Here is a 14,015-nt window from a genome sequence, read left to right on the forward strand (position 1 = left end):
CGTTTACGCCCGCTCGCCGATGTCGGTGCCCAGGCGCTTAAGCGCGAGTTTCAGTGCATCGGCCAGGTTCGATTTGGTGGTCAGGGTGCCCAGGTCCAGGCCCAGGTGCACGATGGTCTGGGCGATCTGCGGGCGCACGCCACTGATGATGCAATCAGCGCCCATCAGGCGGATTGCGGTGACGGTCTTGAGCAGGTGCTGAGCAACCAGTGTGTCCACGGTCGGCACGCCGGTGATGTCGATGATGGCGATTTCCGAACCGGTATCGACAATGCGCTGCAGCAGCGACTCCATGACGGTCTGGCTGCGGTGCGAGTCGAGTGTGCCGATCAATGGCAGCGCGAGCACGCCTTCCCATAGTTTGACCACTGGAGTGGACAGCTCGAGCAGCTCTTCCTGCTGGCGCTTGATCACTCCTTCACGGGTCTTTTGATAAGTGCGGATGGTGTGCAGGCCAAACGCATCGAACAGCTCGGAAATTTGCCACAGCTGTTCGGCAAGCTCGGCTGGCTGATCGCGGTACTGGGTTTGCAGCAGCGCAAACAGCGGGCCTTTCAGCGAAAAGATGAACGAGGCAGTCTGATGCGACTCCTGGCCGAGCTGGGCACGGCTGGCGGAGAGTTTGTCGAGGAAGCGGCGGGTTTCTTCCCAGCCCGCAGCCGCTGGATTGTCACTGCCCTCATGGCGCAAGCCATCTACGATCAGTTGCAGAAACTCACGGGTTTGCTGACGCAGGTCGTGCTCTTTGACGTTACGCGAAGCGCCGCTGGCTTCAAGCGCTGTCTGCCAATCATTGAGCAACTTTGGCTGATTGCCGACGATCGCTTCCAGGGTGCTGCCTTGCAGTGCTGCCATATGCGGTTAACTCCGAAAACTTGCTGAGATGCCATCGATCATTCACTTCGCATTGAATGACATCCGCGGATATGAATAGTTGAGAAAAACTGCAATAAATCGCTCGCATGCCCGCTGCGCTGCAGCTAACTCTAGGTCATGTTTGCCATTCATGGGCCAGCACGCCATGCCGACAAGGCACTTGCCCTGAACGACACCGCCGTGGCATAGATCTATAGGTGAGCTTTTTAACAGAAACCGCGCATTCTAGGAGAGTTCTTTGTGAGCGACTCACAGTACGTACCGCCCAAGGTCTGGCACAACGAGCCCGCCAAGGCCGGCAAGTTCTCCAGCACCAACCGTCCGGTGGCAGGCGCCACCCACGAGCAGGCCTTGCCACAGGGCAAACAGCCGCTGCAGTTGTACTCGCTGGCGACGCCCAACGGCGTCAAGGTGACCATTCTCCTTGAAGAATTATTGGCACTCGGCCATAGCGGCGCCGAGTACGACGCCTGGCTGATCCGCATTGGCGAGGGCGAGCAATTTTCCAGCGGTTTTGTGGCGGTCAACCCCAACTCGAAGATCCCGGCACTGCTTGACTGCAGCCAACAGCCACCGGTGCGGGTGTTTGAATCGGGCTCGATCCTGCTGTATCTGGCAGAGAAGTTCGGTGCGCTGCTGCCGAGTGCCCCAGCCGCACGAACCGAGACACTCAACTGGCTGTTCTGGCAGATGGGCGCAGCACCCTACTTGGGCGGCGGCTTCGGCCACTTCTATGTGTATGCGCCTGAGAAGATCGAGTACGCCATCAACCGCTTCACCATGGAAGCCAAGCGCCAGCTGGATGTCCTTGAGCGGCGCCTGGCCGAAAGCCCTTATCTGGGCGGTGACGAGTACAGTATCGCCGACATCGCCGTATGGCCCTGGTACGGCCAGTTGGTGCGCGGCAACCTGTATGACGCGGCGCAGTTCCTCGCCGTCGAGGAATACCCCAACGTGCAACGCTGGGCCGAAGCAATTGCCCAGCGCCCGGCAGTACAACGCGGCACGCGGGTCAACCGCACCTGGGGCGATGAGGCCACGCAGGTTGCAGAGCGTCACTCTGCGCAAGACCTGGATTAACCAGTAACCCGTGCCGGGGCTGCGCCCCGGCCAGTTACGTTGAGGACGAAGCTGCTTCGCCCTCGACCTCTTCCTTGCGGCTGGCATAACGCTGGGCCAGCACTGCACAGACCATCAATTGAATTTGATGGAACAGCATCAACGGCAGGATCATCGCGCCGATCCCGCTACCGACGAACAGCACCTGCGCCATGGGCACACCGGTAGCCAGGCTTTTCTTCGAGCCAGCAAACAAAATGGTGATGCGGTCTTCGACACTGAAGCCGAGCGCTCGGCCGAGCACCCGCACGCCCAACAGCACTACCGCCAGCAGTATCCCGCACACGGCGAACAGGCCGGCCAGATGTTGCGGCGACACGGTGTGCCAGAGCCCGGTGACAACCGCTTCACTGAACGCGGTGTAGACCACCAGCAGAATCGAGCCCTGATCGACGATCTTCAGCCAGCGCGCGTTGCGCTTGACCCAGTCGCCGATCCAGCGCTGGGCGATCTGGCCGGCCACGAATGGCACCAACAACTGCAGGGTGATTTTCAGCACCGCGTCCAGGCCCGAGCCGGTATTGCCGTCGGCACCCAACAGCAGCATCACCAGCAGCGGGGTGAGGAAGATCCCCAACAGGCTTGAAGCCGCTGCGCTGCAGATCGCTGCCGGGACGTTGCCGCGCGCCAGCGAGGTAAAGGCGATTGCCGATTGCACCGTGGCCGGCAAGGCACACAAATAGAGCACGCCCAGGTACAGCTCGTTGCCTACCAACGGCACGAACAGCGGCTTGAACGCCAGCCCCAGCAGCGGAAACAGGACGAAGGTGCAGGAGAACACCAGCAGGTGCAGACGCCAGTGGCCAGCACCCTTGATGATTGCCTCGCGCGACAGCTTGGCCCCATGCAGGAAGAACAGCAGGCCGATAGCCAGGTTGGTCAACCAGCCGAACACCACTGCACCCTGGCCCGAGCACGGCAGCAGCGTAGCGATCAGCACCACGCCGAGCAGGGCCAGGGTGAAGTTGTCGAACAGCATGCGGAGGTACTTCATTACTCATTCCTTGTTGTCATCGTGCAGCGCACGACGATAAGGTCTGCGGCTTATCTGCGCTAACGCTGGAACGCCCGCCAGTGTCGCGCAACGGACACCGCATACGCTGAAGACAGGAATCCCATGCTCACTTCCCGCACACTTCTCACCCTGCTTGGCCTCACCTGCTCGCTGGCCAGTACGCACAGCCTTGCTGATGATCTGCAATCTCGGGTCGATGCCGTGGTCAAACCGTTGATGGAAAAACACGCGATCCCAGGCATGGCAGTTGCTGTGTTCGCCGATGGCCGAGAACATATCTTTACCTATGGCGAAGCTAACAAGGTCGACCACCAGCCGGTAAGCCGCGAGACCCTGTTTGAAGTCGGGTCGTTGAGCAAGACTTACACAGCGACACTGGTGGCGCTGGCCAGTGCCGAGGGTAAAGTCGATCTGGCCGCGCCAGCCAGCCGCTATCAACCTGCGCTGAGCAACACGGCCTTGGGCCAGGCCACCCTGCTGGAGCTGGGCGCGTATAGCGCCGACTGCCTGCCATTACAATTCCCGGATGACGTCGAGAGCGACGCCCAGGCGCTGGTGTTCCTCCAGCAATGGCAACGCAAGGCTGCGCCAGGCACGCAGCGCTGCTATTCCAACCCCAGCCTCGGCTTGTTTGGCGACCTGGCAGCGCGCGCGCAGAAGCTGCCCTTCGCGAAGTTGATGGAAGAGTCGCTGCTGCCAAAGCTTGGCCTCAACCACACCTACCTGCAGGTGCCTGCCAGCGCACAAAGCCAGTACGCCCAGGGTTATGACGCGCAGCAGCGGCCAGTACGGGTCACGCCCGGCGCCTTCGCTGATGAGGCCTACGGCATCAAGACGACGATCGTCGACGCGCTGCGCTATGTGCGCGTGCAGGTACAGCCCGAGCAATTGACTGCACCACTCAAGCAAGCCATCGCCCTCACCCACCAAGGTTACTTTCAGGTGGGCCGCATGACTCAGGGCCTTGGTTGGGAGCGCTACCCTCATCCCGTGACTCTGCCCACACTACTCGCGGGCAACGGTGCCGGTATGGTCCGCGAGCCGCAGGCTGTAACCCGCTTGAGCCCGGCCAGCCCCGCCGACGCTAGCGCTTGGTACAACAAGACAGGGTCAACCAATGGCTTCGGTGCCTACGTTGCATTTATCCCCAGCAAAGGCCTGGGTATCGCCCTGCTGGCCAACCGCAATTACCCCAATGAAGCCCGTGTCGAAGCGGCCTACCAGATCCTTTCCGGGCAGTGACTGATGGATTGTCGGACATTATGTAGTGAGGAAAAATATTCACTACAAAACTGTTGACGCCGTTGATCGGCGTTGGGCATGATTAAGCCGTCTCCCTGATCGGGAGCGGTGGCAAGGGTATTCCAGACGGCTTGCGCGGTAACGCAAGTCGTTCGTGGAGAGGGAACTGTCCAAAAGGCAGCATGTGAAAAGCCCCTGTTGCAATGCTGCGGTAGCAGCCTTGGTAGCGCGCTACATCTGTAGAGCGCCAAGTGTGAAATCACTAAACGACGGGTAATAGGGGCTTTATGATGAACATGAATTTGAACGACAAACCGACTGTTGACCAATTGGCCGAGCTGTTCGCTGCACGCAAGGACAGCCTTGATGATCACCTGCTGTGGATCAGCCAGACTGGCGAGGTTCGCCTTGATCGTCTGCCGCCGAACAGCCTTGAAGACGAGTTTGCAGCGCACCTGCCCAGCACCTGCGCCAGCTTCAGGGTCTACCGCCGCGGCCAGGGCTTTGTTGGCAAGAAGGCTGCAGCCGACACCGAGTTCGTTGGCCGCGTGCTGGAAACGCTGCAACAGGAATGGCCTGCCGCCCGTGAGCGGCAAGCAGCCAAGGTGATCGAGCCACTGAACTGAGCGGCCTCACTATGGTGTTGAGCCCGGCCTGCAAAGGCCGGGCTTTTTCATGCGCGTAGCCGCTGCGGCTGCGGCGCAGCGTCAAGGCTCATGGCCCGCGCCCGATTGACACCCCACACCAGCGCCCGCGTAGTCGTCTCGCCGGGCCGTGTCGGATAGTACTCTTCCAGCAATGCTGTGCCGTTGTCGCTGTACATGCCGATGAACATCTGCGTGGCGCCAAGCCGTGACAGGCGGACCTGCACGTCAATGGTAATACCGTCGCTGAGTTGTTCTTCATGGCTGCGGCTGGGCAGCGGTGACTGGGCCCAATGCCGGTAGGCTTCTTCCCTGATGCGCATTGCAGTCAATCCTCCTTTTGTGAAAGTGCAGCGCAAGCAGACCACAGCATTGTTACATCTGCGAGTGCAACTCACTGTTAACTTGCGCAGAATCAACAAAGCTCATCATAAGCGTGCCGTTGGGCGTAAATCCTGTAGGCCTTCCTGGCTTGGGACCGCTGCACGGTGCCAATGACACTGTTTTACTTGCGCGCCGGAATCCGCGGGGTGAAACGCCCTTTCTTGCAGCGCTGCAACGCCACCGGCTGCATCTGCTCGGAGTCATCCAGGGTCATATGGGCAAAACCCAGGCGAAACGCCGCTTGCCCGCAGCGCACCTGATTGTTGATCGGAAACACGTCATTAAGGTCTTCGACAAAAGCTTCGCTCATCGCCCAACTCCCTGCACAGTTAACCGCGCCGGCAAGCCCCTCGCTTGCCCGATAAAGCCCGGCTGTTGAACTGAGACTAGCCGGTCATTCTCGGACTGCTCGGGCGAAAAGCCCATAACTGACCAGTGGCACTTGGCCTTATCTGAGCCTGACTGCAGTGCCCGTGGCGAACACCACCACCATGCCACCCTGCACCGAGGGCATGCTGATTTCGAAGTCCACGCCGACCACTGCATCGGCATTCATCTGCCGCGCGCGGGCGATCAACTCAGCGGTAGCCTGCTCGCGGGCTTGCTTCAATGCACTTTCAAGGGTCTGCGAACGCCCCCCGAAGAAATCCCGAAAGCGGGCAAAGAAATCGCGGACGAAGTTGATCCCCTGCACCGATTCGGCGCTGACCAAGCCCAGGTATTCACCAATCGGACGGCCATCGAGTTGGCTGGTGGTAGAGATGATCATGCACATACTCCTGCTGCTGCCCGGCCTGCATGGCCGGGGCAAAAGAAGCGATCTTAGCAAAGCGCCGCGCGCAGGCGCTGGCTCAGCCGACTGCCAAACACATTGATCAACAAGCCGACCATTACCAGCAGCGCGCCCCAGCCCTGAATAGCGCTGAGCCGCTCACCCAGCAACCACGCCGATGAGCTCAGGCCAATTACCGGCACTAACAATGAAAACGGCGCAACCTTGCCGGCTGGATGGCGCGACAGCAGCGTGCTCCACAGGGTGTAGCCAAGCATGGTTGCCGCATACGCCAGAAACAGCAGCGCGCCCACTGAACTCCAGCTGATATGGGTCAACGCCTGACTGATTCGCTCGGGACCCTCAAGCATCCACGACAAGGCCAGAAACGGCAGCGGCGGAATCAGCCCGCCCCACACCACCAGCGCCACCAGATTCACCGAGCCAAAGCGCCGCGTGATGATATTGCCCATGCCCCACATCGCACCGCCACATAGCGTCAGCAACAGCGCAATCAGCGGTACATGGCTGCTGTGCTCACTGCCGATCAATACAAGCCCGCCTGCCGCTACCAGCAAGCCAAGGACACTGGCCGGGCGCAAGCGCTCGCCGAGAAACAGCGCGGCAAAGCCCAGGGTGAAGAACGCCTGCGATTGCAGGATCAGCGACGCCAGCCCAGGCGGCATGCCGCTGTGCATGGCCTGGAACAAGAAGGCGAACTGGCCCAGGGAGATCGTCGCGCCATAGGCGATCAACCAGCGCCACGGCAGGTTCGGTCGCTTCACCAGCAGTACGGCCGGGAACGCCACCAGCAAGAAGCGCAAGGCGCCCAACAGCATCGGCGGCAAGCCATCGAGGCCTACCTTGATCACCACGAAATTGACTCCCCAGATGATGATCACCACCAGAGCGATCAACAGGTCCTTGAGCGGCATCATCAGGTCCTTATCCAAACTGTTATAGACATATTTCGTAACAGCATAAGGGTTTTTCGTCGCTCGTGACCCGCACAGTTGCAGGCCAGGGTTGCGCTACAGTCTGGCGGAGCACGGCTGAGCCAGCACCGTCATCTGCCAGTCATGCAACTGTCGTAATCTGCGGCGCATCACTGTGCCCCAGGTCTCCGGCATGCCGCGTCTGCTCTCACTCCTGCTGTTGTCGCTGCCACTGCTCTGCCTGGCTGAGCCGGTGCAACTGCGCATTCAGGGCTCCAACACGATCGGCACTGCGCTTGGGCCTGCGCTGGTTCAGGGGATGCTGCGCAGCAAGGGCGCGACGGCGATCGAGCATTGCGCAGGGGCTGTGCCCAACGAGATCGCCATTACGGCGCAGGGTCGCGATGGCGAACTCCTCAGCGTGCTGATCGCAGCTCACGGCAGCAGTACCGGTTTCGCTGCACTGGGCAGTGGCGCGGCAGACCTGGTTGCGTCCTCGCGACCGATCAGTGACGTCGAGGTAGATCAGTTGCAGGCGTTCGGCGACTTGCGCAGCGGCCGTTCCGAGCAGGTCATCGGCCTCGACGGTGTCGCCGTGATCGTCCATCCAGACAATCCACTGACCAGCCTCACCACAGCGCAGCTGGCCCAGGTGTTTGCCGGCCAGGTAACCCGCTGGGAGCAACTGGGCGTAGCGGGCGGTGCTATCCGACTGTATGCGCGTGATGACCGCTCCGGCACCTTCGAGACCTTCAAGGCATTGGTCCTCGACCCTGTACGTAGCGCACTGAGTGGCGGGGCCCGGCGCTTCGAGTCCAGCGACGCGCTGGTCGAGCAAGTCCAGAGCGACCGCCAAGCGATTGGCTTCAGCAGCCTTGCGGCCGTGCATGATGCCAAGGTCCTGGCCATTGCTGCCGGCGATGCGCCGGCCCTGCCGCCCAGCCGCGCGCTGGTTGCCAGTGAAGATTATCCGCTGTCGCGGCGCTTGTACTTCTACCTGCCGGCCAGTCCGCAGCCGCTGGCCCAGGCGCTGGCTGATTTTGCCCAAAGCCCGGCCGGCCAGGTCATCGTTGCTGAACAAGGCTTCGTCAATCAGCAAGTCAAAGCTTTGCCGATCCCTACCCAGACAGACATGCCGGCGCGCTACCGCAGCCTTGCTCTGGAAGGGCGTCGGCTGACGGTGAACTTTCGCTTCCAGGAAGGCAGTGCGAGCCTGGACAGCAAAGCGCTGCGCGACGTACACCGCGTCGCAGACTTCCTGCAGCAGGCCGGCCACGAGCAAACCAGGACGCTATTGGTCGGCTTCGGCGATCCCAAGGAAACACCGGGCAGGGCCGCCTTGCTCTCGCGCCTGCGGGCCATGGCAGTGCGCCGCGAACTGGCCCATGAAGGCGTGCAGAACATCGACGTGCTGGGTATGGGCGCCGAGCTGCCGGTAGCGGGTAACGAGCAAGAGCAAGGCCGCCACCGCAATCGCCGGGTCGAGGTGTGGGTGTATTGAGGAATGCAGATGGCCACGCAAAGAAATGTAACAGGCTGCCACTCGGCAGCTCCGGCATCTGGGTCTAGGCTCTAACCCATGTGATACCGGGCCCCTCTGACGGCTGCCACGCCGCCATGTCGGATCACTGTTGCCATGCAACGTCGACAATCAAGGAGGGGCTCATGACAGCTCTACAGACCTACCTCACTACTCCCGTACTCGGTACCAGCGCCTGGCTGTGGCTGGTTTTCGTCGTCATCGTGGTTGGGCTGCTGGTGCTTGACCTTGGCGTCCTGCACCGCAAAGAACGCGAAATCGAAATGCGTGAAAGCCTGCTGCTGTATTCAGGCTATTTCAGCGTGGGTGTACTGTTCGGCGCCTGGGTCTGGTTCGAGTTGGGGGCGCAGTCGGCGCTGGAGTTCTACACCGGCTTCCTGGTCGAGCAATCGCTGTCGATGGACAACGTGTTCGTCATGGCGATGATCTTCAGCTACTTCGCCATCCCACGCCGCTACCAGCACCGCGTGTTGTTCTGGGGCATCCTTGGGGTGGTGGTGCTGCGCGCGATCATGATCGGCGTTGGCGCTGCGCTGGTGCAGAACTTCGCCTGGGTGCTCTACCTGTTCGGCGCGTTCCTGCTATTTACCGGGGTGAAAATGGCTTTGTCCAAAGAGGATAGCCAACCGGACCTGGCCAACAACCCGGTGCTGAAGTTTCTACGCCGGCATATGCGCGTCACTGACGACGTGCACGGGGCAAAATTCTTTGTCCGGCTGACGCCGCCCGGTGAAAGCAAAGCGCTGCGTTACGCCACACCGCTGTTTCTGGCGCTGGTGTTGATCGAACTGGCCGACCTGGTGTTTGCCGTCGACAGCGTGCCGGCGATCTTTGCCATTACTCAAGACCCGTTCATTGTCTACACCTCGAACATCTTCGCCATCCTTGGCTTGCGCTCGCTGTACTTCGCGCTGTCCGCCCTGATGCATCGGTTCGTCTATCTGAAGTACGCGCTGGCACTGGTGTTGATCTTCATCGGCTGCAAGATTTTCTATCACGGCCTGATAGGCAAGGTGCCGGCGCTGCTCTCGCTGGGGGTGACCTTTGCACTCTTGCTGGGCGGGGTCGTGCTGTCGTTGCTCAAGACCCGCAATGAGGCGACAGCGGGTGGTCCGGCTTACCATGGACCAGGCCCGGTCGCCCATGATCAACCCGCACCTGACACATCTCAGGATAGAGAGATCGCTGATGACCCTGGCTCGCTCAGGAATCGCTAGCCTGGAGCATGCAGGGCCTTGCGCATCGGCACGCAGGCCAGCTGCAGCCCGGAGGGTGAGTGGTAGATGCCTTGGTCATCACCAGCGAAGCCACAGGACCGGTAAAACGCAGCTGCATTCAGCGTCGCGTCAAGCGTGATCTGGGTCAGCCCCGCCGCCTGCGCCAGCCCCTCCAGATGGGCCATCAGCAGGCGGCCGATACCACGCCCCATGTAATCCGGGTGCACAAAGATCGCACCGATTTCAGTCCTGGCCACGTCGAGCATGCCAGTGGCAACCACCATGCCCTGATCGCAGACCAGGTAAAAGTGCGCCGCAACCAGATCGCTGAATGCTTCGCTGAGCGAACCCTGGGTCCACCTCAGCATTGCTTCTTCGCTGTAGGCGCCAATGCACTGCGCACGGATGGCCAGGCGGCGGATATCGAAAGCGGTCAGCGCATCCTGGCGCGTGGCACGGCGAATCTCGAACATACTCTGTCTCCAAGTGGTGGCGCGGACAGAGCAACAAAAGGCCCCGTCCATTGCTGGCGGGGCCTCAGGGTTCAAACGGGGTGCAGGGCAGCCGTTACCTCATGGCCCGCCAGAGGCGGTCATGCAGGGGCACATCATTCGGCTAGCGGCTGAGTAGCTCATAGCGCCTGACTATAGATCGAATGCCAGGGCGCTGCCTAGGGCACAATCATCAGCGGCCCATGCGCAGTAACTCCGCCGGCACATACTTGCCGATTTCATATTTGCCGATGGCGGCCCGATGCACCTCGTCCGGCCCGTCCGCCAGGCGCAGGGTGCGCTGCATGGCGTACATATAGGCCAGCGGGAAATCAGCGCTGACCCCTGCCCCGCCATGGATCTGGATTGCCCGGTCGATCACTTTTAGCGCGACATTGGGCGCGACCACCTTGATCTGCGCGATCTCGCTGCGGGCGACCTTGTTGCCAACGGTGTCCATCATGTAGGCCGCCTTCAGCGTCAGCAGGCGGGCCATGTCGATCTCCATACGCGAGTCGGCGATCTTGTCGATGTTGCCACCAAGCCGCGCCAGGGGCCGGCCAAAAGCCGTGCGCTCGACCGAGCGCCGGCACATCAATTCCAGCGCGCGCTCGGCCATGCCCACCGAACGCATGCAGTGGTGAATCCGCCCCGGCCCCAGCCGCCCCTGGGCAATCTCGAAGCCGCGGCCTTCGCCCAGCAGGACGTTTTCATAGGGCACGCGCACATTGTCGAACAGCACTTCGGCGTGGCCATGGGGGGCGTCGTCGTAGCCGAACACCGGCAATGGCCGGACGATCTTCAGCCCGGGCGTGTCGGTGGGTACCAGAATCATCGAGTGCTGTTCATGGCGCTGGCCATCCGGGTTGGACAGGCCCATGAAGATCATCACCTTGCAGCGCGGGTCGCAGGCGCCGGAGGTCCACCACTTGCGCCCGTTGATCAGCCACTGATCACCATCACGCATGGCCGTGGCCGCCATGTTGGTGGCGTCGGATGAGGCAACATCCGGCTCAGTCATGGCGAACGCCGAGCGAATCTCGCCGCGCAGCAGCGGCTCCAGCCACTGACGTTTCTGCGCCTCGCTGGCGTAGCGCACCAGCACTTCCATGTTGCCGGTATCGGGCGCCGAGCAGTTGAACGGCTCCGGCCCCAGCAGCGAGCGTCCCATGATTTCCGCCAAAGGTGCGTATTCAAGGTTGCTCAGGCCGGCGCCGTATTCCGAGTCGGGCAGAAACAGGTTCCACAGGCCTTCGGCGCGAGCCTTGGCCTTGAGCTCTTCCATCACCGCCGTCGGCTGCCAGCGGTCACCCTCGGCAACCTGGCGGTCGAACACTGCTTCGGCAGGATAAACGTGCTGGTCCATGAACGCAGTGACGCGCTCTCGCAGGGCCTGAACCTTGGGCGAATAGGCGAAATCCATCGGGCTTACCTTCACAGGATGAAGAACATGGGCCTGAGCCTAGAACAAGCGCGCCAATCCACCTAGCCTATTTTCAGCGTGTATAAACATTCATAACCGATATATGATCCAGCGATAACATCACGTCGAGCGGCGCCCAATGAATCTCAGCAAGGTTGACCTCAATCTGTTCATCGTCTTCGATGCGATCTACACCGAAGCTAACCTGACCCGCGCCGGGCAGATCGTCGGCATTACCCAGCCGGCGGTGTCCAACGCATTGTCGCGGCTGCGCGAGACCTTCAACGATCCGCTGTTCGTGCGCACCGCCCAAGGCATGGTGCCGACGCCGATGGCGCAGAACATCATCGGCCCGGTACGCAACGCGCTGGCGCTGCTGCGGGTTTCGGTGCAGGAAAGCCGCATATTCAATCCGCAGCAGGCCAATAAGACCTTCCGCATCAGCATGACCGACCTGACCGAAGCGGTAGTGCTGCCGCCGCTGTTCCAGCGTCTGCGCCGGCTGGCACCGGCGGTGATGATCGAAAGCTTCCTGTGCAAACGCCGCGAAACCACCAAGGAGCTGGCCGCTGGCCGCCTCGATTTCGCCGTCGATGCGCCGCTCAACACCGACCCACAGGTGCGCCACGTCAAACTGATGCAGGACCGCTTCGTCTGCGCAATGCGTCAGGGCCACCCACTGGCCGAGGCCAAGCTGACGCTGGAGCAGTACCTGGGCATGAGCCACATCCATATCTCCAGCCGGCGTAACGGCCTGGGTTATGTCGACCTGGCGCTGGGCAAGATGGGCCTGCAACGCAAGGTTGCGCTGCGCTCGCAACACTACCTGATGGCCTCGCAGGTGTTGCAGCAGACTGACATGGTAATGACCGTGCCAGAGCGTTTCGCCCGCCGTCATCAACTGCGCCACTTGCCACTGCCGGTTGACGTACCGCCGTTGGAAACTCACCTGTACTGGCATGAAAGCACCGATCAGGACCCAGCCAATCGCTGGATGCGCGAACAGATCATCGAGCTGTGTGAGCGGGTTGTGGTGGAAGAGGAAAAAATGTTTGATCCTGCTTGAGAGGCTTTAGGAGAATTTTCTCCTACCAGACCGGGATTAGCGGGAAAACAAGGGAAAAAGTTTTTGGCTGTAGACCGATAGCATGTCGCTAACGTTCGCCACCATCAGGCGACATGCCCGGATCAGTCCATCATGCCCAGCGCCCCACTGTACTTTGACTACGCCGCCACAACCCCCGTCGATGAGCGGGTTATCGAAACCATGCTCGCCTGCCTCGGCCACCACGCCAACTTCGGCAACCCTGCCTCCAGCGGTCACGCCTATGGTCAGGCGGCACGTGCCGTGGTCGAGCAGGCCCGCCGGCAGGTCGCCGAGCGGGTTGGCGCGCAGCCAGATGAGCTGGTCTGGACCTCAGGCGCCACCGAGTCCAACAACCTCGCCCTGAAAGGAATCGCCGATGGCGCCGACAAGCCTGGGCACCTGCTTACCAGCGCGCTGGAACACAAGGCAGTGCTCGACACGGTGGCCGAGCTTGAGCGTCAAGGCTGGGCAGTGACCCGCCTGATGCCCGATCAGGCCGGGTTGATTCAGCCCGATGCGGTTCGCCAGGCGCTGCACGACGACACGCGGCTGGTGTCGCTGATGGCGGTCAACAACGAACTGGGCACCGTCACCGACTATGCCGCGATTGGCGAGATCGTTCGCGCCCATGGCGCGATACTGCACGTAGACGCTGCCCAGGCAGTCGGCAAGGTCGCGCTCGATCTGCGCGAGCAGGCCGTCGATCTGATGTCCTTCTCAGCGCACAAGGTCTACGGCCCCAAGGGCATCGGTGCACTGTATGTCGGCCCGCGAGCGCGGCCACTGATGCGTGCCCAGATGCATGGTGGCGGCCATGAAGGCGGCCTGCGCTCGGGCACCCTCGCGACCCACCAGATCGCCGGCATGGGCAGCGCCTTCGCCTTGGCAGGCGAACCTGCCGAGGCCGAGCAACAGCGCATCCATCAACTCAGCGAACGCCTGCTCAACGGCCTGCTGGCGCTGCCGGGTGTCGCACTCAATGGCTGCCCGCGGCAACGCATCGCCAACACCCTGAACCTGCGCATCGCCACCCCAGGCTTCAACAGCGCAGCACTGGCCAGCGAGTTGGCGTTGTCGACGACTTCAGCCTGTAACTCCGCCAGCAATGCTGCGTCACATGTGCTGCTGGCGCTGGGCCTTACCGATCAACAAGCTCGCAGCAGTGTGCGCATCAGCCTAGGCCGTTACACCACAGAGACTGATGTGGATGCTGCAATCAAGGTGTTTACCCGCGTGCTGGCGACCGCTGCGCCGACCTTCTGGTAACCAC

15 protein-coding genes are annotated in these 14,015 nt (G+C 61.5%); 7 read left to right on the forward strand and 8 right to left on the reverse strand.

Annotated features, from left to right (window positions below; genetic code table 11):
• Positions 1–3: 3 nt before the first annotated feature.
• Positions 4–855, reverse strand: a complete 852-nt coding sequence (locus K3F44_RS08070; RefSeq protein ID WP_188036107.1) for an STAS domain-containing protein — start codon at positions 853–855, stop codon at positions 4–6.
• A gap of 261 nt (positions 856–1,116) precedes the next feature.
• Between K3F44_RS08070 and yghU the strand changes: the two genes are divergently transcribed.
• Entirely contained in the window at positions 1,117–1,956 is an 840-nt protein-coding gene (gene yghU / locus K3F44_RS08075; RefSeq protein WP_220633742.1) for a glutathione-dependent disulfide-bond oxidoreductase, read from the forward strand.
• Positions 1,957–1,990: 34 nt separating this feature from the next.
• Here yghU and K3F44_RS08080 read toward each other — a convergent pair whose 3' ends face one another.
• Positions 1,991–2,989, reverse strand: a complete 999-nt coding sequence (locus tag K3F44_RS08080) for a bile acid:sodium symporter family protein (protein ID WP_220633743.1) — start codon at positions 2,987–2,989, stop codon at positions 1,991–1,993.
• Positions 2,990–3,112: 123 nt separating this feature from the next.
• Between K3F44_RS08080 and ampC the strand changes: the two genes are divergently transcribed.
• Together ampC and K3F44_RS08090 are read left to right on the forward strand one after the other, a co-directional pair.
• A complete protein-coding gene (gene ampC, locus K3F44_RS08085) occupies positions 3,113–4,252 on the forward strand; it encodes a class C beta-lactamase (RefSeq protein WP_101319922.1) in 1,140 nt (379 codons plus the stop codon).
• Between the two features lie 296 nt (positions 4,253–4,548).
• Entirely contained in the window at positions 4,549–4,878 is a 330-nt protein-coding gene (locus tag K3F44_RS08090) for a hypothetical protein (protein ID WP_101319924.1), read from the forward strand.
• A gap of 47 nt (positions 4,879–4,925) precedes the next feature.
• Here the strand turns inward: K3F44_RS08090 and K3F44_RS08095 are convergent, their stop codons facing one another.
• The 4 genes from K3F44_RS08095 to K3F44_RS08110 form a co-directional block, all read right to left on the reverse strand.
• Positions 4,926–5,219 (reverse strand): hypothetical protein, encoded by a 294-nt coding sequence (locus K3F44_RS08095; RefSeq protein ID WP_150569077.1) that lies wholly within the window; start codon positions 5,217–5,219, stop codon positions 4,926–4,928.
• Positions 5,220–5,401: 182 nt separating this feature from the next.
• Positions 5,402–5,590, reverse strand: coding sequence for a hypothetical protein (locus tag K3F44_RS08100; RefSeq protein ID WP_101319928.1), 189 nt, complete (start codon positions 5,588–5,590; stop codon positions 5,402–5,404).
• A 138-nt stretch (positions 5,591–5,728) separates the two neighbouring features.
• Complete coding sequence (locus K3F44_RS08105; RefSeq protein ID WP_101319930.1) at positions 5,729–6,049, reverse strand: YbjQ family protein; 321 nt, start codon at positions 6,047–6,049, stop codon at positions 5,729–5,731.
• Positions 6,050–6,102: 53 nt separating this feature from the next.
• Complete coding sequence (locus K3F44_RS08110) at positions 6,103–6,987, reverse strand: EamA family transporter (protein WP_101319933.1); 885 nt, start codon at positions 6,985–6,987, stop codon at positions 6,103–6,105.
• A gap of 193 nt (positions 6,988–7,180) precedes the next feature.
• On the opposite strand from K3F44_RS08110, the gene K3F44_RS08115 reads away from it, so the two are divergent.
• Positions 7,181–8,488, forward strand: coding sequence for a substrate-binding domain-containing protein (locus K3F44_RS08115; RefSeq protein ID WP_188036110.1), 1,308 nt, complete (start codon positions 7,181–7,183; stop codon positions 8,486–8,488).
• Between the two features lie 164 nt (positions 8,489–8,652).
• Positions 8,653–9,744 carry a TerC family protein gene (locus K3F44_RS08120; protein ID WP_259407043.1) on the forward strand — a complete coding sequence of 364 codons (1,092 nt, stop codon included), beginning with the start codon at positions 8,653–8,655 and terminating at the stop codon, positions 9,742–9,744.
• Here K3F44_RS08120 and K3F44_RS08125 read toward each other — a convergent pair.
• Complete coding sequence (locus K3F44_RS08125; protein WP_220633744.1) at positions 9,741–10,217, reverse strand: GNAT family N-acetyltransferase; 477 nt, start codon at positions 10,215–10,217, stop codon at positions 9,741–9,743. The genes K3F44_RS08120 and K3F44_RS08125 overlap by 4 nt on opposite strands.
• 211 nt (positions 10,218–10,428) lie before the next feature.
• A complete protein-coding gene (locus K3F44_RS08130) occupies positions 10,429–11,658 on the reverse strand; it encodes an acyl-CoA dehydrogenase (RefSeq protein WP_220633745.1) in 1,230 nt (409 codons plus the stop codon).
• Between the two features lie 139 nt (positions 11,659–11,797).
• On the opposite strand from K3F44_RS08130, the gene K3F44_RS08135 reads away from it, so the two are divergent.
• Both K3F44_RS08135 and K3F44_RS08140 read left to right on the forward strand, forming a co-directional pair.
• On the forward strand, positions 11,798–12,724 hold the full coding sequence (locus tag K3F44_RS08135) for a LysR family transcriptional regulator (protein ID WP_101319940.1): 927 nt from the start codon (positions 11,798–11,800) through the stop codon (positions 12,722–12,724).
• Between the two features lie 132 nt (positions 12,725–12,856).
• Complete coding sequence (locus K3F44_RS08140) at positions 12,857–14,011, forward strand: cysteine desulfurase family protein (RefSeq protein ID WP_101319943.1); 1,155 nt, start codon at positions 12,857–12,859, stop codon at positions 14,009–14,011.
• Positions 14,012–14,015: the final 4 nt, after the last annotated feature.

The organism is Pseudomonas sp. S07E 245, assembly GCF_019599025.1.
Lineage (GTDB): Bacteria > Pseudomonadota > Gammaproteobacteria > Pseudomonadales > Pseudomonadaceae > Aquipseudomonas > Aquipseudomonas shirazensis.

Excerpts from the sequence above, each read along its gene's own strand:
- K3F44_RS08110 (WP_101319933.1), bottom strand. The coding sequence starts at position 6,987 with ATGCCGCTCAAGGACCTGTTGATCGCTCTGGTGGTGATCATCATCTGG.
- K3F44_RS08125 (WP_220633744.1), bottom strand. The coding sequence starts at position 10,217 with ATGTTCGAGATTCGCCGTGCCACGCGCCAGGATGCGCTGACCGCTTTC.
- K3F44_RS08090 (WP_101319924.1), top strand. The coding sequence starts at position 4,549 with ATGAATTTGAACGACAAACCGACTGTTGACCAATTGGCCGAGCTGTTC.
- K3F44_RS08120 (WP_259407043.1), top strand. The coding sequence starts at position 8,653 with ATGACAGCTCTACAGACCTACCTCACTACTCCCGTACTCGGTACCAGC.
- K3F44_RS08105 (WP_101319930.1), bottom strand. The coding sequence starts at position 6,049 with ATGATCATCTCTACCACCAGCCAACTCGATGGCCGTCCGATTGGTGAA.
- K3F44_RS08080 (WP_220633743.1), bottom strand. The coding sequence starts at position 2,989 with ATGAAGTACCTCCGCATGCTGTTCGACAACTTCACCCTGGCCCTGCTC.
- K3F44_RS08140 (WP_101319943.1), top strand. The coding sequence starts at position 12,857 with ATGCCCAGCGCCCCACTGTACTTTGACTACGCCGCCACAACCCCCGTC.
- K3F44_RS08100 (WP_101319928.1), bottom strand. The coding sequence starts at position 5,590 with ATGAGCGAAGCTTTTGTCGAAGACCTTAATGACGTGTTTCCGATCAAC.
- K3F44_RS08130 (WP_220633745.1), bottom strand. The coding sequence starts at position 11,658 with ATGGATTTCGCCTATTCGCCCAAGGTTCAGGCCCTGCGAGAGCGCGTC.
- K3F44_RS08135 (WP_101319940.1), top strand. The coding sequence starts at position 11,798 with ATGAATCTCAGCAAGGTTGACCTCAATCTGTTCATCGTCTTCGATGCG.
- ampC (WP_101319922.1), top strand. The coding sequence starts at position 3,113 with ATGCTCACTTCCCGCACACTTCTCACCCTGCTTGGCCTCACCTGCTCG.
- K3F44_RS08115 (WP_188036110.1), top strand. The coding sequence starts at position 7,181 with ATGCCGCGTCTGCTCTCACTCCTGCTGTTGTCGCTGCCACTGCTCTGC.
- K3F44_RS08070 (WP_188036107.1), bottom strand. The coding sequence starts at position 855 with ATGGCAGCACTGCAAGGCAGCACCCTGGAAGCGATCGTCGGCAATCAG.
- K3F44_RS08095 (WP_150569077.1), bottom strand. The coding sequence starts at position 5,219 with ATGCGCATCAGGGAAGAAGCCTACCGGCATTGGGCCCAGTCACCGCTG.